We start from the raw sequence: 19,789 nt of genomic DNA on the forward strand, positions 1-19,789 counted from the left end.
CGGGGTGCTTTCCGGAGGTTTCACCGACCGCTCTGCGAAAGGCACCCCTGATGCCCCTGTCCCGGCGTCTCACCACCGGCCTCGGTATGGCCACGGTGACGGCTCTCGCCGCGATCACCGGCGCCCCGCCGGCCGTTGTCGCGGCACCCGCCCCGGCCCACGTCACAGCCGCCCGCGAGGCCGCGTCCTGGCTGGCCGGCGAGTTCACCGACGGTTCGCTGCCCGGCCCGTTCGCCCCCGAGGACTGGGGGCTGACCATCGACGGACTGGTCGCGCTGTCCGCCACCGGCGTCGACGCGCCGACCCGGCAGGCGGCAACCGCGCAGGTCGCGAGACACGTACGGTCCTACAACAGCTACGACGACTGGGGCATCGAGGGCTTCACCGACGGCGGGGCCACCGCCAAGCTGCTCTACGCCGCGGCCGCCGCCGACGCGGACCCCACCGACTTCGGCGGCTACGACCTGCGGGCGGAAACGCTGTCGCTGATCGCCACGGCCGACGCCGGGCACCAGCGGGGGCGGATCACCAGCCGTACCACCGCCGACAGCGGCCCGGACGCCAGCAACACCTTCGACCAGTCCTTCGCCGTGCTCGGCCTGGCCCGCAGTGGCGACCTGCCACAGGACACCGTGGACTTCCTGATCCGGCAGCAGTGTGCGGCAGGTGGCTTCCGGCTCTACCCGGACGCCGCCGACGGACCCTCGCCGTCCTGCGACGACCAGCCCGGCGCCACCCTCGACGTCGACTCGACAGCGATGGCCGTGCAGGCGTTGCTGGCCGCCGCCGAGGACGGCGCCACCGGCGCCGACGATGCCGCCCGCAAGGGCGCCGACTGGCTGGTCACCCAGCAGCACACCGACGGCTCCTTCGGCGGCTCCGGACCGACCACCGGCGCGAACTCCAACAGCACCGGCCTGGCCGGGCAGGCCCTCGCCGCCGCCGGCCGCGACGACGAGGCCGCCCGGGCGGCGAAGGCCCTGGCCGCGCTGCAGCTCACCGCGGGCAACGGTGGGGCGGCCTCCGCCGACGCCGGCGCGATCGCCTACAACACCGACGGGTTCACGACTGCCGCCGCGGCCGGGATCACCGACACCGACCGGGACCAGTGGCGCCGGGCCACCGCGCAGGCATTGCTCGGGCTGGCCCAGGTTCCGCTGGGCCGGATCGGCCTCGACCCGCCGCCCACGTCGCATCCCACCCCGACCGGCACAGCCTCGCCCACCGCGCCCGCCTCGCCCACCGCGCCCGCCACGCCCACCGCGTCTCCCACGCTCACCACGTCGCCTCCGCCGACCGGCACCGCCGGCCCGACGCCGAGCGTGACCAGCCCTCCGGCGACACCCGCGCCCACGACCGCGGCGCCGACCACCGCCGCTCCGCCGATCACGACCCCGGCCGCGTCAGGGCTGGGCGGGCTGCCGACCACCGGCGCGGCGATCGGCAGCTACCTGCTGATCGCGCTGCTGCTGATCGGTGGCGGAGTGACACTGCTCGTGCTCGGCCGACGGCGGGCGGGATGAGCCTCCGCGCCGCCCGCGGTGCGCTGGCCGTCGCCCTGGTCACCGCGGGCACCACGATCGGACCGGGCGGTCCTGCGGTGGCCGCCGGGTCGGCCGGATACTGCCCGGACGCCTCCGGGGTGACAGTCGTGGTGGACTTCAACGAACTCGGCGGCGGAACGGTGGTGCGCTGCGCGCAGGGCGCCCAGGCCAGCGGCCTCGCGGCGCTCAAGAACGCGGGCTTCCCGATCACCGGAACCCTGCGCTGGGGTGAGGGGTTCATCTGCCGGATCGACGGCAAGCCGTCGGCCGCGACGGAGAAGTGCGTCGACACGCCGCCGGCGAGCGCCTACTGGTCGTACTGGCACGCGCCGAACGGCGGCAGTTGGACGTACAGCGACAAGGGTGTGCTCAACCGCAAGCCGGCGGCCGGCAGCTTCGAGGGCTGGTCGTTCTCCCTCAACCGCAACGCCGATGACGCGCCTCGTCCCGGCGCCGCGCCGAAACGCCCCGCCCCTCCACCGCCGCCACCACCACCGCCCCCTCCGCCGCCGCCACCCGCGGGCGGCGGGCCGGCGGTGCCACCACCGGCGGGAGGAACCGTCGCACCGCCGCCGGTCGCCGGTGGCCGGCCCGGCGAGCCCACCCGGCCGGCCGGCACCTCCGGCCCGCCGGCCTCCGTCAGCCCGCCGGCCTCCGCCGGCGCGTCACCGACGGCCGGTACGCCGACCCTGGCGGCGACGCCGGGTGCCGCCACCGGAACGGCACCGCAGGGCTCCTCCGACGAGCCGGTGGTGACAGATGTCGCCGCGTCCCGTGACGACGACGGCCTGCCACCGGGCACGATCGCCGGGGTGCTGCTGCTCGCCGTGCTCGCCACCGGCGCGCTGGTCGCGGCCCGACGACGCCGTGCCGCCGGCCCGGGTGACTGACGCCACGGGCACCTGGTCGCGGACGGCTGACGCCGGCCGGCTGCCGGGCCGGTGGCCGGTGTGGTGGCTACCCCGAGGGCTGCACCCGGGCGCATGGTGGCTGTGGGCGCTCGGCCTGGCCACCGCGGCCAGCCACACCACGAATCCGCTGCCGCTGGCCCTGCTCGTCGCCGTCGCTGGTCTGGTGGTGGTGCGCCGCCGGGGCGACGCGCCGTGGGCGTTGGCGTTCCGCATGTACGTCTGGCTCGGCGCGGTGATCGTCACGATGCGCGTCGTGTTCCGGATCGTGTTCGGCGGCGGCCAGGGCGAGCACATCCTGGTCCGGCTGCCGGAGATCCCGCTGCCCGAGTGGGCGGCGGGCATCCGCCTGTTCGGACCGGTCGCCGTCGAGCAGATCCTCGGTGGCTTCTACGACGGGCTGCGGCTGGCGACGATGCTGGTCTGCCTCGGCGCGGCGAACGCCCTGGCCAACCCGAAACGGCTGCTCAAGGCCGTACCCGGAGCGCTGTACGCGGTCGGCACCGCCATCGTGGTCGCGTTGTCGGTCGCCCCGCAGCTGGTGGAGAGCGTGCTACGGGTCCGCCGGGCCCGTCGGCTGCGCGGCGCGTCCGGCCGGGGGATGCGGGCGCTGCGCGGTGTCGCCCTGCCGGTGCTGGCCGACGCGTTGGACAGGTCCCTGGCCCTCGCGGCGGCGATGGACTCCCGTGGTTACGGCCGCACCGCGGCGGTGCCCGCCGGGCAGCGAACCGTCACCGGCACGCTCGTGCTCGGCGGGCTGGTCGGCGTGTGTGCCGGCACCTACGGGCTGCTCGACACCGCCGCACCCGGCTACCTGGGGCTGCCGATGCTCCTGGCCGGACTGACCGCCGCCGTGACCGGCATGCTGCTCGCCGGCCGCCGGGTCCGCCGCAGCCGGTACCGACCGGACCGCTGGCGCCCGGCCGAGCTGCTCGTGGCCGGCTGCGGGGTGGCCGCCGCGGCACTGACCATGCTCGCCGGCTCGGTGGACCCGGAACTGCTCTACCCGCCGGTCAGCCCGCTCACCTGGCCCCAGCTGACCCCGCTGATGCTTCTCGCCGTGGGCGTCGCGGCGGCACCCGCCTGGCTGGCGCCGCCACCACCACCGACGGCACGTGCCGGACGCCCGCCGGCGGTGGACCGGCCGTTCCCCGTCACGGACGTGCCGGCAGACGGAGAGCGCGCCGCGACCGCGACGACACCGGGAGACCGTCCATGATCACTTTCGACCGGGTCACCGTCCACTACGCCGAGGGCGGCCCGCCGCCGTTGCGGGACGTGACGCTCCGCATCGAGGAGGGCGAACTCTGCCTGGTCGCGGGCCGTACCGGCGCCGGAAAGTCGACGCTGCTGCGGGCGATCAACGGCCTCGTCCCGCACTTCACCGGCGGCACCCTGCACGGCGCCGTCACCGTCGACGGCAGGGACACCCGCACGCACCCGCCGCGCGATCTCGCCGACGTCGTCGGCGTGGTCGGCCAGGACCCGCTGGCCGGGTTCGTCACCGACACCGTCGAGGAGGAACTGGCGTACGGGATGGAGCAGCTCGCCCTGTCACCCGCGGTGATGCGCAAGCGGGTGGAGGAGACCCTGGACCTGCTCGGCATCGCCGACCTGCGAGACCGGCCTCTGCGGACGCTGTCCGGCGGGCAGCAACAGCGGGTCGCCATCGGCGCGGTGCTCACCGCGCACCCCCGGGTGCTGGTGCTCGACGAACCCACCTCCGCGCTGGACCCCACCGCCGCGGAGGACGTGCTCGCCACCGTCACCCGGCTGGTGCACGACCTCGGAGTGACAGTGGTCCTGGCCGAGCACCGGTTGGAGCGTGTCCTGCAGTACGCCGACCGGCTGCTGTACCTGCCCGGCGACGGCCACGTCCACGACGGGACACCCGCGACCGGGCTGGCCCGCATCGACATCGCGCCACCCCTGATCGAGCTGGGTCGCCTCGCCGGCTGGACACCGCTGCCGCTGTCGGTCCGTGACGCCCGCCGACGGGCGTCCGACCTGCGGCACCGGCTCGCCGGCGTGGCGCCGCCGCCGGTCCCGGCGGGCGCGGACACCGGTCCCGCGCTGACCGCGCGGAAGATCGTCGTACGGTATCCGGGGACCGTCGCGGTGGCCGGTGTCGACCTCGATCTGCGCGCCGGACGGGTCGTCGCGTTGATGGGCCGCAACGGATCCGGCAAGTCCAGCCTGCTCTGGGCGGTGCAGGGCAGCGGCCCCCGCCACGGCGGCACCGTGGCCGTGACCGGGCCGCAGGGCACCGTCGACCCGAAGGCCCTGCCGGCCGGTCAGGCCCGCCGGCACGTCGGCCTCGTCCCGCAGAACTCCGGCGACCTGCTCTACCTGGAGACCGTCGACGCGGAGTGCGCCCAGGCCGACCGGGAGACCGACGTGCCGGCCGGCACCTGCCGGGCGCTGGTGGACCAGCTCGTCCCCGGACTGCCCGGTGACCGGCACCCCCGGGACCTGTCCGAGGGACAGCGGCTCGCCCTCGCGCTCGCCGTGCAGCTCACCGCCGCTCCGCCGGTGGTCCTGCTCGACGAGCCGACCCGCGGCCTGGACTACCACGCCAAGCGGCAGTTCACCGCCGTCGTCCGGATGCTGGCCGGCGACGGCCGGGCCGTGGTGGTCGCCACCCACGACGTCGAACTCGTCGCGACCCTCGCCGATCGGGTGATCGTGATGGCCGAGGGGGAGATCGTCTCCGACGGCACCACCGGAGAGGTCATGCTGGCCTCGCCGGCGTTCGCGCCGCAGGTGGCCAAGGTTCTCGCCCCCGCACCCTGGCTGACAGTGGAACAGGTCGCCGCCGCGATCGACGCGACCGGGGCACCGGCATGAGTGTCCTGCGGGTCGCCCCGCGTACCGCTGTGGTGCTGACCCTCGCCTCGGCCGCCGCGCTGGCCACCTTCACCTGGCCCTTCTTCGTCCCCGCACACCCGGAGACCACCGCCCGCACCGGCGAGGCGCCGCTGGTCTTCATCGTCATGCTGCCGGTACTCGTGGCGCTCGTCCTCGCCGAACTCACCTCCGGCGGTATCGACAGCAAAGCCCTGGCGATGCTCGGCGTACTCGCCGCCGTCAACGCCGCCCTGCGCCCCCTGGGGGCGGGGACCGCGGGCATCGAGACGGTGTTCTTCCTGCTCGTCCTGGCCGGCCGGGTCTTCGGACCCGGGTTCGGGTTCCTGCTCGGCGCCACGTCGCTGTTCGCCTCCGCCCTGCTCACCGCCGGCGTCGGGCCGTGGCTGCCGTTCCAGATGCTCTGCGCCTCCTGGATCGGCCTCGGCGCCGGCCTGCTCCCGGCCCGGCTGCGCGGCCGCGCCGAGGTCGCCGTCCTGGCCGGGTACGGGGTTCTCGCCGCCTACGGCTACGGCCTGCTGATGAACCTGTGGTTCTGGCCGTTCAGCGTCGGCGCGGACACCCAGCTGTCCTACGTCGCCGGCGCCCCCGTACTGGAGAACCTGCACCGTCTCGCGCTGTTCACCGCCGTCACCTCCACCTTCGGCTGGGACACCGGCCGCGCGATCACGACCGCCGTGGCGATCGTCCTCGCCGGTCCGGCCGTCCTCGCCGCGCTGCGGCGCGCCGTCCGGCGGGCCGCGTTCGGCGCGCCGGTCACCTTCGCCACGGCGTGCGACCCGCCCACGCCCCGGGCGGACGGCGACGACGTGACCACGCCCGGCGTCCCGCTGTCGTCCTCGCGTCAGGACGGAGACGTCGTGACCGGGCACGCGCTCGGATCAGCGGCGGATCAGGCCGAGTTCGGTGGCGGAGGCGACGGCCGCGGTGCGTGAGTCGACGCCGAGTTTGGCGTAGATGCGGGCCAGGTGGGACTTGACGGTGCCTTCGGTCAGGTGCAGGCGGGTGCCGATGCTGTGGTTGGACAAACCGTCGGCGACCAGGGCGAGAACCTCGGTCTCGCGTCGGGTCAGGGCGGTGCCCGGCGTGCGCAGCCGGTTCATCAGCCGGTTCGCGACGGTGGGCGCCAGCGTGGTGCGTCCGGCGGCGGCGGTGCGGACGGCGGCAGCCAGGTCTTCGGGTGGGGCGTCCTTGAGGAGGTAGCCGGTGGCACCGGCCTCGATGGCGGGCAGTGTGTCGGCGTCGGAGTCGTAGGTGGTGACGATCAGCACGCGCGGCGCTTCCGGGCGGGCGGTGATCCGGGCGGTGGCTTCGGCGCCGCCCATGCCCTTTCCGAACTGCAGGTCCATCAGCACGACGTCGATGTCGCCTTCGCCTGCACGGGTGACGGCCTCCTCGGCGGTGGCGGCTTCGGCCACGACGACGAGGCCGGGTTCGGTTTCCAGCACGGCGCGCAGTCCGGCCCGTACGACCGGGTGGTCGTCGGCCAGGAGGAGGCGGACGGGGACGTCGTCGGTCACGGGCGGCCCTCGGGCTCGGTCCTGCTGGGCGGGGTGAGGGGAAGCTCGGCGGTCAGGGCGGTGCCGTGGCCGGGCGCGGATTCGACGGCCAGGGTGCCGCCGAGGGCGTTCATGCGGGCGCGCATGGCCGTCAGGCCGAAGCCGCCGCTGTCGACGTCGGGGGCGGGCAGACGGTCGGGGTCGAAGCCTTGCCCGTTGTCGACGACGTGAAGGGCGATGCGGTCGCCGAGACAGCTGAGGGTGACCTCGGCCGTGGTGGCCCGGGCGTGGCGGACCGTGTTCGCGAGGGCGGACTGGGCGATACGCAGGAGCGCCACCTCGTGGGCGGTCGACAGCGATACGGGGGCGCCGACGAGGTGGAAGCGGGCGGCGAGGCGGTGGCGGGCGCTGGTGGTGGTGCACAGGCGTTCCAGGGCGCCGGCCAGGGTGGTGCCTTCCAGGGTGGGCGGGGTGAGTGCGGCGACGAAGCGGCGGGCCTCGGCGAGGTTGTCCACGGCGACCTGGCGGGCCGCGTCGACGTGGCCGGAGGCGGCACCGGGCCGGCCGGGCAGGGCGCGCTCGGCGGCGCGCAGCAGCAGCTGGATGCTGGACAGGCCCTGGGCGAGGGTGTCGTGGATCTCGCGGGCCAGACGCTCGCGTTCGGCGAGTACGCCGGCCGTGTGCTCGGCCCGGGCCAGGTCGGCCCGGGTGGCGGTGAGTTCCTCGATCAGCTGCCTGCGCTGTTCGCTCTCCCGATACAGGGCCTGGTATCCCCACACCACCCCGACGGCGACGGCGGCGCCGAGCGCGGGACCGATCACCGTGGCCGCGGTGAAGGAGCCGGTGTGGGCACCGAACCCGGCGACGGCCGCCGCGGCGGTGGCGATCACGGCAGCCAGGCCGGCGCGGCGCGGCAGCAGGTGGAGCTGGAGGAAGTACAGCGGGAAGGCCACCCAGATCGCATCGGGGGACAGGCCCAGCAACACCAGCCACGCGGCGCCCACGGCGGCCAGCCACCAGGCGGCGGCCCACCGCGAGCGGCGGATGCGGGGGAGGAGCGGCCCGATGGCGTACGCCAGGCCGCACGCCACCGACGCAGCGACGATCGATCCGGCGCGGGGCCGGTCGTCGGCCACCGCCCGGCCGGCGGCCAGGACGAGCAGGCCGATGATCAGCAGGTGCAGGCACCAGGCCAGGGCTCGGGTGGTCGGGGTCAGGGCAGGGGCAGCGGTGCTCACAGTGCGTCCCACGTTACCGAGGCCGGCGCCCCGGGGGCCTCTATCGAAAGTTAGAACCCGTGCCCCGTCCTTCGGCCCGCGAAGTGCCTGCCTACGCCAGACGCGGACACGGGCGCCGGCCGCGATGGTGGAGTCGTACCGCTTCCACCGTCGAAAGGACAGGCCGGGGCCGTGTTTGTCGCCTGGAGAGATCTGAAGTTCGCCAAGGGACGCTTCGCCCTGATGGGGACCGTCATCGTGCTGATCACCCTGCTGGTCGGGCTGCTGTCCGGGTTGACGGCCGGACTGGGCCGGCAGAACGTCTCCGCCATCACCGGCCTGCCCGCCGACAGGATCGCCTTCCAGGCCCCCGGCGAGGGCCAGGGCGTGTCGTACTCCAACTCCACAGTCACCGAGAAGCAGTGGCAGCAGTGGGCCGAGGCGCCCGGAGTGACAGGCGCCGAACCGCTGGGCATCGCCACGACGAGGGCCACCGCCGGAAACAGGAGCGCCGGGGTCTCCGCCTTCGGCGTCCGGCCCGGCTCCCACCTGGCCCCCGGCAGCGGCCGGATCGACGGCCGCTCGGCAGTGCTGTCCACCAGGGCCGCCGACGACCTCGGTGTGAAGGCCGGTGACTCCGTCACCCTCGCCGGGCAGCGACTGACAGTGGCGGCCGTACGCGGCGACGCCTCCTTCAGTCACACCCCTGTCGTGTGGATCAGCTTGGACGTGTGGCAGAAGATCGCGCCTCCCACCGGCACCGGCGGCGGCAGCTCGGCGGCCACCGTCGTCGCCCTGACCACCACCTCGGGGGCCGATCTGGTGGCCACCGACCGGCAGGCGGGCACCAAGACGGTCTCCGTCGACGACTCGCTGTCCGCGATCGGCTCCTACACCTCCGAGAACGGCTCCCTGCAGCTGATGCGCGGCTTCCTGTTCGCCATCTCCGCCCTCGTCATCGGAGCGTTCTTCACCGTCTGGACGATCCAGCGCAGCGGCGACGTCGCAGTGCTCAAGGCACTCGGCGCCTCGACCGCCACCCTTCTCAAGGACGCCATCGGGCAGGCCGTCGTCCTGCTCGCCGGCGGCACCCTGCTCGGCACCGGCATCGCCGCCGCGCTCGGCGCCCTCGTCGCCGGATCGGCTGTGCCGTTCGTCCTCACTCCGGTGACCGTCCTCCTTCCCGCGGCCGTGATGGTCGTCCTCGGCGCCCTCGGAGCCGCCCTGGCCATCCGCCGCATCACCTCCGTCGACCCGCTGACCGCCCTGGGGAGCGCCCGATGAGCCTGAACCTGACCGACATCACCCTCACCTACCCCGACGGCGAGGGCCGCCTGACCGCCCTCGACCGCGTCACCCTGGACGTGCCCAAGGGGAGCCTCACCGCCGTGATCGGCCCCTCCGGCTCCGGCAAGTCCAGCCTCCTCGCGGTCGCCGCGACCCTCATCACCCCCGACACCGGCACCGTCACCGTCGACGGCACCCCGACTACCGGTCTCATTCGGGCCGAACTCGCCGACCTGCGCCGCCGCAAGATCGGCATCGTCTTCCAGCAGCCCAACCTGCTGCCCTCCCTCACCGCCGCCGAGCAGCTCCAGGTCATGGCCCAGATCGACGGCCGCCCACCGGCCGATGCCCGTACCCGCGCCGTGGAACTGCTCGACGCGGTCGGCCTCGCCGGTCAGGCCGACCGCCGGCCGCACCAGCTCTCCGGCGGCCAGCGCCAACGCGTCAACATCGCCCGCGCCCTGATGAACAACCCCACGGTCCTGCTCGTCGACGAACCCACCAGCGCCCTCGACCACGAACGCGGCGCCGCCGTCATCGACCTGATCACCCGCCTCACCCACCAGCAGGCCACCGCCACCGTCCTGGTCACCCACGACCGCACCCACCTCACCGCCGTCGACCAGATCGCCGAGGTCCACGACGGCCGCCTCCACGTTCCGGCACCAGCCCGCTGAAGCGGGTGTTCCGGGGGGCGGGTCGGCGCAGCGGCCTGCGGGCTGCTGTCGACGTCGTGATCCAATGAAGCGCATGGTTGTCCAGCGGATCACCGCCGGCCTGCTGTTGCTGATCGGGTTTCTGGCGATGGCGGCCTCCCACACCTTCCCGTTCCTCGACGATCTCTCCGAACCGGCAGAGTCGGCGGTCGCGATCGGGGGCGCGGCGTGCCTGCTGGCGGGGGTGTGGCTGTGGTTGCGCAAGCCGGCGGACCGGTCGTCCGCGCCCTCGGCCGGTGACGGTGAGAGCCCGTGACGGCGCGCGGATCGAGGCCGGGAGAGGGCCGGCGCTCGCGGTGACACGTCCGCCCGCCGCTCACTCCGGCGGGCGCCGCCCGTCGTCGTGCTCGACGGGCGGTCCCGGCTGAGGCGTCGGATACTGAGCCGATGACCAACCCCGACCTCGATCCCGAGGTGTACCCGCCGATCGACCCGCGTGAGGACGTGCCGGACGACCCCGGCGAACTCCTCCCGGACACGCCCGGCGAACTGCCCGAGGCGCCGGTCGAGCCGATGCCCGACGACGGGGAGCCCGGGGGCGTACCCGAACCGGCCTGACCGGCCGGCACCGGGGCACCCGACAGATCGACGATGATGGATAATCTTGTGGTGACCGGCGCGCCGACCGCAGGGGAGACCGGATGAGGATCGTCGACGCCCGGGTGATCGTGACCTGCCCCGGCCGGAACTTCGTGACCCTGAAGGTCGTCACCGACGCCGGCGTCACCGGCGTCGGTGACGCCACCCTCAACGGCCGGGAACTGGCAGTCGCGTCCTACCTGCGTGACCACGTCGTGCCGCTGCTGATCGGGCGCGACCCGGCCCGGATCGAGGACACCTGGCAGTACCTCTACCAGGGGTCGTACTGGCGGCGCGGGCCGGTCACGATGAGCGCCGTCGCCGCTGTGGACACCGCGCTGTGGGACATCAAGGGCAAGGTCGCCGGGCTGCCGGTCTACCAGTTGCTCGGCGGCCGGTCCCGCGAGGGCGTGACCGTGTACGGGCACGCCAACGGCGAGACCGTCGACGAGGTGCTGACCGAGGTCGCCCGCTTCGTCGACCTCGGCTACCGCGCGGTCCGGGTGCAGTGCGGCGTGCCCGGCCTGCCCCGGACGTACGGCGTCAGCGCCGACAAGATGTTCTACGAGCCCGCCGACGCCGCGCTGCCGACCGAGGCGACCTGGTCGACCGAGGCCTACCTGGCCCACGTGCCGGGCGTGTTCGCCCGGGTCCGCAAGGAGTTCGGGCCCACCCTCCGGCTGCTGCACGACGTGCACCACCGGCTCACCCCGATCGAGGCGGCGCGGCTCGGCAGGAGCCTGGAGCCGTACGCGCTGACCTGGATGGAGGATCCCGTACCGGCGGACCTGCAGGAGGGTTTCCGGCTCATCCGGCAGCACACCACCACGCCGATCGCGGTCGGCGAGGTCTTCAGCAGCATCTGGGACGCCGCCCAGCTCATCCGGGAACAGCTCATCGACTACGTCCGCACCACAGTGGTCCACGCCGGCGGGATCACCCACCTGCGACGCATCTTCGACCTCGCCGCGCTGCACCACGTCCGCAGCGGCTCGCACGGAGCCACCGACCTGTCCCCGGTCTGCATGGCCGCCGCGCTGCACCTGGACCTCGCCATCCCCAACTTCGGCCTGCAGGAGTACATGCGGCACACCGAGGCGACCGACGAGGTGTTCCCGCACGGCTACCACTACGAGGGCGGCTACCTACATCCGGCCGAGACTCCGGGGCTCGGTGTGGACATCGACGAGCAGGCCGCGGCCCGCTACCCGTACGCGCCGGCCTACCTGCCGGTGAACCGGCTGACGGACGGCACCGTGCACCCGTGGTGAGCGCGCCGGTTCAGTGGATGCGGCGACCGTGCGCGTCCGGCACCCCGGACTTGCGGAAGAAGTAGGTGTTGATCTGGTCCCGCCACTCGACGGCGCTGCGGAACTGTTCGTCGAGGCGCTCGGCCACCCGGTCGTGGACGGCCGGGTCGACCGCCCCGGCGACGAGCCGCCACCGCTCCCGCATCGCCGTGACCTCCTCGACCCCGGCGAAGTGCGTGTCGTAGATGTGCTGGATCACGGTACGGCCGCTGTGCAGCACGTGCCGGTACGGGACGTGATGGAAGAACAGCAGCAGTTCGTCGGGGCAGCGCTCGCGTGACTCGTACACCTCCGACCACGGCGGCGGGTACTGGCCGGTGAACCCGGTCCCGGTCGCCCGGGTCCGGTCCACCCCGACGCCGTCGCGGTCGGCGAAGTGGTACGTGCCCCACGGGGTGTACTCGTAGCCGTCCACGTCCGGGCCGTAGTGGTGGCCGGGCCGCACCATGAAACCGACGCCGAGCGGGGCGGTGTAGCGCTCGTAGGTGCGCCAGGAATCGTCCATGACCGCGTGCATCGTCCGCCGCAGCGCTTCCGGATCGCCGGTGGTGACCGGCAGCCAGGTCAGGTCGATCCACTCGTCGAGGATCGCGGCAGGATCCAGCAGCGGATCCCAGGCGAGCCGGCCGAAGGCGTACAGGTTCGCCTGCGCCAGCGGGTGCCCGGTCCAGAACGGGTCGTCGCCCACGTTGGCCACTGCCACCAGACCGCCGCCGGTGCCCGCCCGCCCGGCCGCCACGTCGGCGATCGTGCCGCCGGCCGCGCCCCGGGGCCGGAACCGCAGCACCTCACTCCACCAGGGCGCGAGGTAGCAGACGTGCCGCTGCTGGCCGGTGTACTCCTGCGTCGCCTGCACCTCCACCGCCAGCCGGGTGGCCGGCATCGCGGCGAGCACCGGGGACACCGGTTCGCGTGTCTGGAAGTCGATCGGGCCGAACTTCACCTGGAGGATCACGTTGTCGGCGAATCGTCCGTCCAGCGGCGCGAAGTGGTCGTGCGCGGCCCGGGCCCGGTCGGTCGACCGGTCCCGCCAGTCCTGGTGGTGGTCGTAGACGAACGCCCGCCAGCGCACCACGCCTCCGTACGGGGCGAGCGCGTCGGCGAGCAGGTTCGCGCCGTCGGCGTGGTCGCGCCCGTACGCGAACGGGCCGGGCCGGCCCTCGGAGTCGGCCTTCACCAGATAGCCGCCGAAGTCGGGGATCCGCCGGTACACCCGCCGGGTGGCGGCGGCCCACCAGGCCCGTACCCGCTCGTCCAGCGGATCGGCCGTGGGCAGGCCGCCGAGGACCACCGGGGCGGCGAAGGTCACCGACAGATGCACCCGGATGCCGTACGGGCGGAGCACCTCGGCGATCTCCGCGACGTCGCCGAGCCGGTCGGTCAGCAGCCGCGCCTCGGTGTCGTGCACGTTGACGTTGTTCACCGTGACGGCGTTGACGCCGCAGGAGGCGAGCAGGCGTGCGTAGTCGCGGAGCCGGGCGGTCTCGTGCCGGGCGGCGCCGTCGCGCCAGAACAGGGAGCCGCCGGCGTAGCCCCGCTCGACCTGGCCCGACACCGGGTGTACGGCCACGTTGTCCCAGTGGTCGAGCGTCCGCCGGTCCAGTGCCGGTCGGTGCCGCCGCGCCGGGAGGTCGTCGTCGAAGGCCGCCGCGCCGAGCCGGACCACGTGGAACATCCCGTACAGCAGGCCGGCCGGCGCGTCGGCCAGGACCACTGTCACGCCGTCCACCCGCGCCAGCAGGTACCCCTCGTCGCCGAGGGAGCCGTCACCGGTGCCGTTCACCGTCGGTGTCGCGCCGAGCCGGGCCGTCTCGGCTGCCGCGTTCGGCACCGGGCCGGCCCCGCGCAGGGCCAGCACCAGGTCGGCGTCGACCTGCCACGGTGGACCGTGCCAGAGCCGTCCGCCGTACCGGCCGCAGGCCCGGCTCACCTCGTCGAGGACCGTGTCGACCAGGGGCCCGTCGCCGTGCACCAGCACCCCGCGGGAGCCGAGTTCGCGGAACGCCGCGGGCGGGAGCCAGGCGGCGTGCCAGGCCGACTCGCCGGCGTCCGCAGACGCCCGGCCGGTGACCGGGACGCTCATGCGGTGAACTCCGCCCGGATCTCGTCGATCATCGGGTCGCCGATCCGCAGCAGTGCCAGCACCAGGAGCGCGGCGAGCAGGGCGAGTACCGCCTCGGAGAACACCGCTGTGACGCCGGCGACGGCGGCCAGCAGGGCGACGTTGCCGACTGTGACGCCGGGCTTGCGCGCCACGTAGTAGACGGCGAGCCGGAGCACGTCGCGGGTGCGGAAGGTGAACAGGGAGACGATCACCAGCGCGTTGACCCCGACCAGGATCACCCCCGCCCCGACCGCGACGAGCGGCACTGCCCACCAGCCGGGGACGGCGGCGGCGGGCAGGTTCGCCAGGTTGACAGCGATGACTGCGAGCCACAGCAGCGTCGGCGCCCAGACGCGCAGCACGCCCGCCAGGTTGGCCCGGTAGGCCCGGAGGAACGTGGCGGCGGGACGGAGATCGGTCAGGTCGGGGCGTTGGTGCCGCAGCGTGTGCAGCGCGGCCGAGACGGCCGGACCGAGCGGCAGCGCGGCGGCGGCGACCAGCGGGAGGTTGCTGCTGTCGCGGTCGAGCAGCACGAGCACGGCCAGGCCGGGCAGCGTGCTCACCAGGAGCAGCAGTTCCACCACGAGCAGGATGTGGACCCTCGCGGCGGCCCGCGACAACGGCCCGTCGCCGAACTCCCGCAGCCCGCCGGTCGCGCCGGTCACTGCCGGTCCCCGGGCGGGTCGAGCAACCTGTCGTCCCACCACGGCGGGGTCTCGTCCACCACCGGCGTCAGTTCGGCGAGGGTCACCTCGTGCCGGGTGAGGACGAGGTCGAGGTCGGCCCGCCCGGCCGCGACCGGCACTGCGCGATGGGTACGGGCCGGCTCGGCGGCTTCCCGCAACGCGTCGAGCTGCCGGGGCCGGGGCGAGTGCGGGCTGCCCATCTCCCGCCAGGCCGCCCAGGCGTTGCCGGCGTCCTCGCTCACCGACGAGCGGAGCAGGAATGCCGACACGGTGCCCGGCGGGCCGATCGGGACCGACAGCGACAGGGTGTGCCGCTCGGGTGCCGGTTCCCGGCCGGTGACGTCGACCGGGGCCCAGGCCAGCACCGCGACCCGGCCGTCGGGGTGCCGGGTGACGAGGTGGTCCGGTCCGCGTGCGAGCACCTCGTCGCCGAGCCGGGCCATGAACGCGTACAGGTGGTAGGTGGGTTTCTTGATCTGCCGGTGGGTGAGCAGGCCGAAGCCGCCGTGCAGCGGCGCGGTCGGCACCCCTTCCTCCTCGAACACGTCGCTGAAGGTCCAGTAGGAGAAGGAGTCGACCAGGTCCCCGCCGCCGGCCAGCACCGGGGCGAGGTAGGCGGCGTGGAAGGCCGTGTCGTGGATCGGGTTGTCCGGCCGGTAGGAGGAGTTGAACTCGGTGATGTGCACCGGGAGGTCGGCCAGCGCGGTGCCGGCCAGGTGCCGGCGGGGCGCGGCGAACTGTTCCAGCAGGTCCGCGGCCGGGGCCAGCGTCTGCCGGGTGCCGAACGGCAGGTGCCGGGCCGGGCCGGAGGTGTAGGCGTGCCGGCTGACGAAGTCGACAGGCACGTCGCGGCCGGTGACGAACTCGGCGAACGGCTTGAGCCACTCGTCGGCGCCGGGGGAGAGGGCCGGGCCGCCGACCTGGAGCGACGCGTCGACGTCCTTGACGGCGTGCGCCGACACCTCGTACAGGCGGTGGTAGGCGTCCTGGTCGGCACCCTGCCAGAACGCCGTCAGGTTGGGCTCGTTCCACACCTCGACGGGCCAGCCGCGCACCTCGTCGAGGCCGTACCTGTCGACCAGGTGGGCCACCGTGGCGCGGACCAGGTCACCCCATTCGGTGTACGACCGGGGCGGCGTCACGTTGCCCCGCCACCAGAACACCGTCTGGTCGCCGGAGGCGAGCGCCGAGGGCATGAACCCCAGCTCCACGAAGGGCCGGACGCCCATCGCGAGGTAGGCGTCGACGACCTGGTCGACGTAGGTGAAGGCGTGCCGCACCCGGCGCTCGCCCTGGTACGAGTAGGGGCGGTGCACGCCGGCGCCGTCGCTGAGCAGCCCGTGCCCGCGGATGTGCCGGAAGCCGATGTCCCGCTGCACCAGCGCCAGCGAGTCCTGATAGTCGCGTCGCAGAGCCAGGTCGAACCTGCCGGTGCCCACGCAGGTACGCCAGGCGTCGGTCAGCCGGCCGACGGGCCGCTCGGGAACGGTGCCGCGCATCGCCGGTCAGCCGTGGCTCTTGCGGTACCGCTCGTACGCCTTGTTGACCAGGTCGGTGTAGGCCTGCGCGTTCTTGCCCTTCAGCTCCGAGACGTAGGCGTCCCACTCGCTCAGCGGCCGCTGGCCGAGGGCGAACTTCAGCGTGTTCTGGGTGACGTGGTCCTTCAGCGCGGTCGCCCACAGCGTCGTCTGCTCCCGCTCCTCATCACTGAGCGGCGCGGGCGGCGGAGTCACCCAGGGCGCGGGCTTGCGGGCGTTCATCTCCTTCTGGAACTCCAGTTCCTCGGGCGAGAAGAACGACTGCACCAGGTCGAGCTTGCCGCCGTAGGCGAAGACGCCGTTGTAGAAGCCGAAGTCCTTCTGCAGGTGCTTGCTGCCCTTGGGGTTGAGCCCGATGACGTTGACGTCCGGGGCGAGGGCGCGCTTGCCCGAGGCGTCCTTGGTGTACGTGGTTCCCTCGACGCCCCACTTGGCGAACTCCTGGCCGGCGTCGGAGTACCAGAGCCAGTCGACGAACTGCATCATGGCCACGAAGTTCTTGCCCTCCCGGGCCTTGCTGGAGATCATCACGCCGTTCTCCAGCCGGCTCGCCGCGTTGACCGGGCCGGCCGGCCCGACCGGGAAGAGGATCTTGCCGAGCCGGGCGTTCGGGTTGATCTTCGCGATGTCCGGGCGGTAGTCGTTCACCAGGGTCTGCGCGTTCGTGCTGATCACGAACGACTTGCCGCTGGCGAGCTTCTGCCGGGCCTGGTCGTCGGTCTGGGTGAACGTCTCCGGGTCGAGCAACCCCTCGGCGACCAGCTTGTGGAGGTACTCCACCACCTGCCGGTAGCCGTCCGAGGCGCCGGTGAAGACGTACTTCCCGGCACCGGCGTCCCAGCTCGTCGGCTGGTAGTTCCAGCCGGCGCCGGGCAGGCCGTGTGCCAGGGCGAGCATGTTCAGCAGGTTGCCGGCCGGGTTGGGCTTGCCGAACCGGTCGGAGAACGGGATGACGTCCGGGTGGGCCGCCTTCATCGCCTTGAGCATGGCGTACACCTCGTCCCAGGTGGTGGGGGACGGGATCTTCAACTGCTCCAGCACGTCGGTGCGGACCGCGAGCGTGTAGTCCTGCCAGGGCTTCTCGTGCAGGCCGGGCAGCAGGTAGAACTTCCCGTCCTCCTGCCGCAGCGTGTCCATCTCCGGCTGGAGTCCCCACCGCTCGATCTTGTCCTTGAAGTGCGGCATCAGGTCGAGGTAGTCGCTGACCGGCAGGATGGCGCCGGACGAGACGTACGAGCTCTCCTGCGGGTGGTAGGTCTTCGGGATGATCAGCGGGGCGTCGCCGGAGCCGACCAGCACGCTGCGCTTCTGCTCGTAGTCGCTCAGCGGCACGGCGACCGGGTCCAGCTTGACGTTCGTCCGCCGGGCCAGCTCGGCCCAGAACAGCCACTCGGGCTTGAGCGGGTAGTTCGGGTGGTTGTTGTAGAGGATCGAGAACGTGACCGGCTCGGTGGCCTTGAACTGGTCACCGATGCCGTACTTCTCCATCGCGCCCGTACGGTTGCGGTCGAGGTCCTTCTTGTCCGGGGTGTCGTCGCCGCAACCCGCCAGGGCGGCGACGGCGGCCGCGCCGCTGGCGAGCAGCACCTGGCGCCGGGACAGCTTGGCCATGGATTCTTCCTTCCGGTGGTGGGGTGGTGGTGCGGGGGGCGGCTATCCCTTCACGGCGCCGAGCATGATCCCGGAGACGAAATAGCGCTGGATGAAGGGATAGACCGCGAGGATCGGCAGGATCGTCAGCACGATGGTCACGGACTGGATGGTGGCGGCGGACTGGACGACGTCGCCGGCGCTGCCGAGGCCGCCGCCGGTCTGCGTGGCGTCGGTCGCGCCCGCGATGAGGTTGCGCAGATAGACGGTCACCGGGAGCAGGTCCTGGCGGTCCATGTAGAGGAACGCGGCGAACCAGGAGTTCCAGAACGAGACGGCGTAGAACAGCACCATCGTGGCGACCATCGCCTTCGACAGCGGCAGGACGATCCGCAGCAGCGTGCCGTACGTGTTCAGCCCGTCGACGGCGGCGGCCTCCTCCAGCTCGACCGGCAGGCTCTCGAAGAACGCCTTCATCACCAGCAGGTTGAACACGTTTATGGCGTTGGGCAGGGCGATCGCCCACACGGTGTTCTTCAGTCCCAGGCTGGTGACCAGGACGTAGTTGGGGATCAGGCCGCCGGTGAAGAACATGGTGAACACGGCGATCCCGACCAGCGCGGTCCGGCCCCGCAGGTGCCGCTTCGACAGCACGTACGCGTAGCAGGTGGTCAGCACGACGGAGATGAGCGTGGCGACCACCGTGTAGAAGACGGTGTTGCGGTAGCTGATCCAGAACGTCGGGTCCGACGTCACCACGCGGTACGCGGTGAGGTTGAACCCGCGCGGCACCAGGTTCACCTCACCCGCGACGATGTACGCGTTGTCGCTGAGCGAGCGGGCCACGATGGTGAGGAACGGATACAGGGTCACCACCACGACGCCGGTCAGCACGACGGCGTTGACGACCTGGAAGACCCGGTAGCCCGCTGTCGGCCGGGGGCCACGCGGGCGGACCGCCGGTGCCCGCGTGCGGGCGCGCGTGCTCACCACAGGCTCGTCCCCACCGTGCGGCGGGAGATCGCGTTCGCCGACAGCACCAGCGTCAGCCCGATCACGGACTCGAACAGGCCGATCGCGGCGGCGTAGCTGAGGTTCCCGGAGACGATGCCCACCCGGTACAGGTAGGTCGAGATCACGTCCGCCGTCGGGTAGGTGAGCGGGTTGTACAGCAGCAGGATCTTCTCGAAGCCGACGGCCATGAAGGTGCCGATGTTGAGGATCAGCAGGGTGACCATCGTCGGCCGGATCCCCGGCAGCGTGACGTGCCAGGTCTGCCGCCACCGGTTGGCGCCGTCGATGCGGGCCGCCTCGTACAGGTCGCCGTCGACGGTGGTGAGCGCGGCGAGGTAGAGGATGGTGCCCCACCCGACGGTCTGCCAGACCTCGGAGGAGACGTAGATCGTCCGGAACCATCCGGCCTGCTGCATGAACGGGACCGGCTCACCGCCCACGGCACGCACCATCTGGTTCACAGTGCCGTCCACCGACAGCAACTGGAGGACCATGGCGGCCACGATCACGATCGACAGGAAGTGCGGCAGGTAGGACACCGACTGGACGAACCGCTTGAGGGCACGGTTGCGCACCTCGTTGAGCAGCAGCGCGAGCACGATCGGCAGCGGGAAGCAGAACAGCAGGGTCAGCGCGCCCAGCACGAGCGTGTTGGTGAACACGCTCCAGAAGGTCGGGTCGGTGAAGAACAGCCGGAAGTACCGCAGCCCGGTCCAGTACTCGCCGAAGATGCTGCCGCCCGGCTGGAAGCGCCGGAACGCGATCACGTTGCCGAGCATCGGCAGGTAGCGGAACGTCAGGAAGAACAGCAGCGGCAGGACGGCGAGCGAGTAGAGCTGCCAGTCCCGGCGCAGGGCACGCCGCCAGGGCGTACGGCGACTGCGCGGGGTCGGGGCTGCCAAACTCGTCCTCCCGCCTGACCGTCGGCCGGA

The 19,789-nt window shown here is 72.9% G+C and carries 18 protein-coding genes; 10 read left to right on the forward strand and 8 right to left on the reverse strand.

Annotated features, from left to right (window positions below):
- Positions 1-50 precede the first annotated feature (50 nt).
- Genes IF06_RS0100400 through IF06_RS0100420 form a run of 5 tightly spaced genes read left to right on the forward strand, consistent with a single transcriptional unit; the run spans position 51 to position 6,252 of the window.
- Positions 51-1,523, forward strand: coding sequence for a prenyltransferase/squalene oxidase repeat-containing protein (locus IF06_RS0100400; RefSeq protein ID WP_030268184.1), 1,473 nt, complete (start codon positions 51-53; stop codon positions 1,521-1,523).
- Positions 1,520-2,434, forward strand: coding sequence for a hypothetical protein (locus IF06_RS0100405; protein WP_030268186.1), 915 nt, complete (start codon positions 1,520-1,522; stop codon positions 2,432-2,434). The genes IF06_RS0100400 and IF06_RS0100405 overlap by 4 nt, the downstream gene beginning before the upstream one ends.
- Positions 2,427-3,671: a CbiQ family ECF transporter T component gene (locus IF06_RS0100410; RefSeq protein WP_030268188.1), complete on the forward strand. Its 1,245-nt coding sequence runs from the start codon at positions 2,427-2,429 to the stop codon at positions 3,669-3,671. The genes IF06_RS0100405 and IF06_RS0100410 overlap by 8 nt, the downstream gene beginning before the upstream one ends.
- Positions 3,668-5,299, forward strand: a complete 1,632-nt coding sequence (locus IF06_RS0100415; protein WP_030268191.1) for an ABC transporter ATP-binding protein — start codon at positions 3,668-3,670, stop codon at positions 5,297-5,299. The genes IF06_RS0100410 and IF06_RS0100415 overlap by 4 nt, the downstream gene beginning before the upstream one ends.
- Entirely contained in the window at positions 5,296-6,252 is a 957-nt protein-coding gene (locus IF06_RS0100420) for an ECF transporter S component (protein ID WP_013287077.1), read from the forward strand. The genes IF06_RS0100415 and IF06_RS0100420 overlap by 4 nt, the downstream gene beginning before the upstream one ends.
- Here the strand turns inward: IF06_RS0100420 and IF06_RS0100425 are convergent.
- On the reverse strand, positions 6,199-6,837 hold the full coding sequence (locus IF06_RS0100425) for a response regulator (RefSeq protein ID WP_013287076.1): 639 nt from the start codon (positions 6,835-6,837) through the stop codon (positions 6,199-6,201). The two genes, IF06_RS0100420 and IF06_RS0100425, sit on opposite strands and share 54 nt — an antisense overlap.
- Positions 6,834-8,054, reverse strand: coding sequence for a sensor histidine kinase (locus IF06_RS0100430; protein WP_013476275.1), 1,221 nt, complete (start codon positions 8,052-8,054; stop codon positions 6,834-6,836). Before IF06_RS0100430 ends, IF06_RS0100425 begins: the two co-directional genes overlap by 4 nt.
- 222 nt (positions 8,055-8,276) lie before the next feature.
- Here IF06_RS0100430 and IF06_RS0100435 point away from each other — a divergent pair, with 222 nt between their 5' ends.
- The 5 genes from IF06_RS0100435 to manD all read left to right on the forward strand — a co-directional run bounded on the left by IF06_RS0100435 (position 8,277) and on the right by manD (position 11,886).
- Positions 8,277-9,317 carry an ABC transporter permease gene (locus IF06_RS0100435; protein WP_221488052.1) on the forward strand — a complete coding sequence of 347 codons (1,041 nt, stop codon included), beginning with the start codon at positions 8,277-8,279 and terminating at the stop codon, positions 9,315-9,317.
- Positions 9,314-9,997: an ABC transporter ATP-binding protein gene (locus IF06_RS0100440; protein WP_013287073.1), complete on the forward strand. Its 684-nt coding sequence runs from the start codon at positions 9,314-9,316 to the stop codon at positions 9,995-9,997. Before IF06_RS0100435 ends, IF06_RS0100440 begins: the two co-directional genes overlap by 4 nt.
- Before the next feature lie 73 nt (positions 9,998-10,070).
- A complete protein-coding gene (locus IF06_RS0100445; protein ID WP_225319635.1) occupies positions 10,071-10,292 on the forward strand; it encodes a hypothetical protein in 222 nt (73 codons plus the stop codon).
- A 131-nt stretch (positions 10,293-10,423) separates the two neighbouring features.
- Complete coding sequence (locus IF06_RS33820) at positions 10,424-10,594, forward strand: hypothetical protein (RefSeq protein ID WP_013287071.1); 171 nt, start codon at positions 10,424-10,426, stop codon at positions 10,592-10,594.
- An 83-nt stretch (positions 10,595-10,677) separates the two neighbouring features.
- Positions 10,678-11,886, forward strand: coding sequence for a D-mannonate dehydratase ManD (manD, locus tag IF06_RS0100455; protein WP_030268196.1), 1,209 nt, complete (start codon positions 10,678-10,680; stop codon positions 11,884-11,886).
- Between the two features lie 10 nt (positions 11,887-11,896).
- Here the strand turns inward: manD and IF06_RS0100460 are convergent, their stop codons facing one another.
- Genes IF06_RS0100460 through IF06_RS0100485 form a run of 6 tightly spaced genes read right to left on the reverse strand, consistent with a single transcriptional unit; the run spans position 11,897 to position 19,759 of the window.
- Complete coding sequence (locus IF06_RS0100460) at positions 11,897-14,008, reverse strand: alpha-glucuronidase (protein ID WP_030268198.1); 2,112 nt, start codon at positions 14,006-14,008, stop codon at positions 11,897-11,899.
- Positions 14,005-14,694, reverse strand: a complete 690-nt coding sequence (locus IF06_RS0100465) for a DUF624 domain-containing protein (protein WP_030268200.1) — start codon at positions 14,692-14,694, stop codon at positions 14,005-14,007. The genes IF06_RS0100460 and IF06_RS0100465 overlap by 4 nt, the downstream gene beginning before the upstream one ends.
- The gene (locus IF06_RS0100470) at positions 14,691-16,214 is read right to left on the reverse strand and encodes a GH39 family glycosyl hydrolase (protein ID WP_030268202.1); all 1,524 of its coding nucleotides are present in this window, start codon (positions 16,212-16,214) and stop codon (positions 14,691-14,693) included. Before IF06_RS0100470 ends, IF06_RS0100465 begins: the two co-directional genes overlap by 4 nt.
- 6 nt (positions 16,215-16,220) lie before the next feature.
- Positions 16,221-17,864: an extracellular solute-binding protein gene (locus tag IF06_RS0100475; protein ID WP_030268204.1), complete on the reverse strand. Its 1,644-nt coding sequence runs from the start codon at positions 17,862-17,864 to the stop codon at positions 16,221-16,223.
- Positions 17,865-17,906: 42 nt separating this feature from the next.
- Positions 17,907-18,833: a carbohydrate ABC transporter permease gene (locus IF06_RS0100480; protein ID WP_230650141.1), complete on the reverse strand. Its 927-nt coding sequence runs from the start codon at positions 18,831-18,833 to the stop codon at positions 17,907-17,909.
- Positions 18,830-19,759: an ABC transporter permease gene (locus IF06_RS0100485; RefSeq protein WP_013287064.1), complete on the reverse strand. Its 930-nt coding sequence runs from the start codon at positions 19,757-19,759 to the stop codon at positions 18,830-18,832. The genes IF06_RS0100480 and IF06_RS0100485 overlap by 4 nt, the downstream gene beginning before the upstream one ends.
- Positions 19,760-19,789: the final 30 nt, after the last annotated feature.

The sequence above is a fragment of the Micromonospora globosa genome (assembly GCF_000717585.1).
In the GTDB taxonomy this organism is placed as follows: Bacteria; Actinomycetota; Actinomycetes; order Mycobacteriales; family Micromonosporaceae; genus Micromonospora; species Micromonospora aurantiaca.

Coding starts and splice junctions, on each gene's coding strand:
- IF06_RS0100475 (WP_030268204.1), bottom strand. CDS start 17,864: ATGGCCAAGCTGTCCCGGCGCCAGGTGCTGCTCGCCAGCGGCGCGGCC.
- IF06_RS33820 (WP_013287071.1), top strand. CDS start 10,424: ATGACCAACCCCGACCTCGATCCCGAGGTGTACCCGCCGATCGACCCG.
- IF06_RS0100415 (WP_030268191.1), top strand. CDS start 3,668: ATGATCACTTTCGACCGGGTCACCGTCCACTACGCCGAGGGCGGCCCG.
- IF06_RS0100440 (WP_013287073.1), top strand. CDS start 9,314: ATGAGCCTGAACCTGACCGACATCACCCTCACCTACCCCGACGGCGAG.
- IF06_RS0100420 (WP_013287077.1), top strand. CDS start 5,296: ATGAGTGTCCTGCGGGTCGCCCCGCGTACCGCTGTGGTGCTGACCCTC.
- IF06_RS0100400 (WP_030268184.1), top strand. CDS start 51: ATGCCCCTGTCCCGGCGTCTCACCACCGGCCTCGGTATGGCCACGGTG.
- IF06_RS0100405 (WP_030268186.1), top strand. CDS start 1,520: ATGAGCCTCCGCGCCGCCCGCGGTGCGCTGGCCGTCGCCCTGGTCACC.
- manD (WP_030268196.1), top strand. CDS start 10,678: ATGAGGATCGTCGACGCCCGGGTGATCGTGACCTGCCCCGGCCGGAAC.
- IF06_RS0100470 (WP_030268202.1), bottom strand. CDS start 16,214: ATGCGCGGCACCGTTCCCGAGCGGCCCGTCGGCCGGCTGACCGACGCC.
- IF06_RS0100460 (WP_030268198.1), bottom strand. CDS start 14,008: ATGAGCGTCCCGGTCACCGGCCGGGCGTCTGCGGACGCCGGCGAGTCG.
- IF06_RS0100435 (WP_221488052.1), top strand. CDS start 8,277: ATGGGGACCGTCATCGTGCTGATCACCCTGCTGGTCGGGCTGCTGTCC.
- IF06_RS0100445 (WP_225319635.1), top strand. CDS start 10,071: ATGGTTGTCCAGCGGATCACCGCCGGCCTGCTGTTGCTGATCGGGTTT.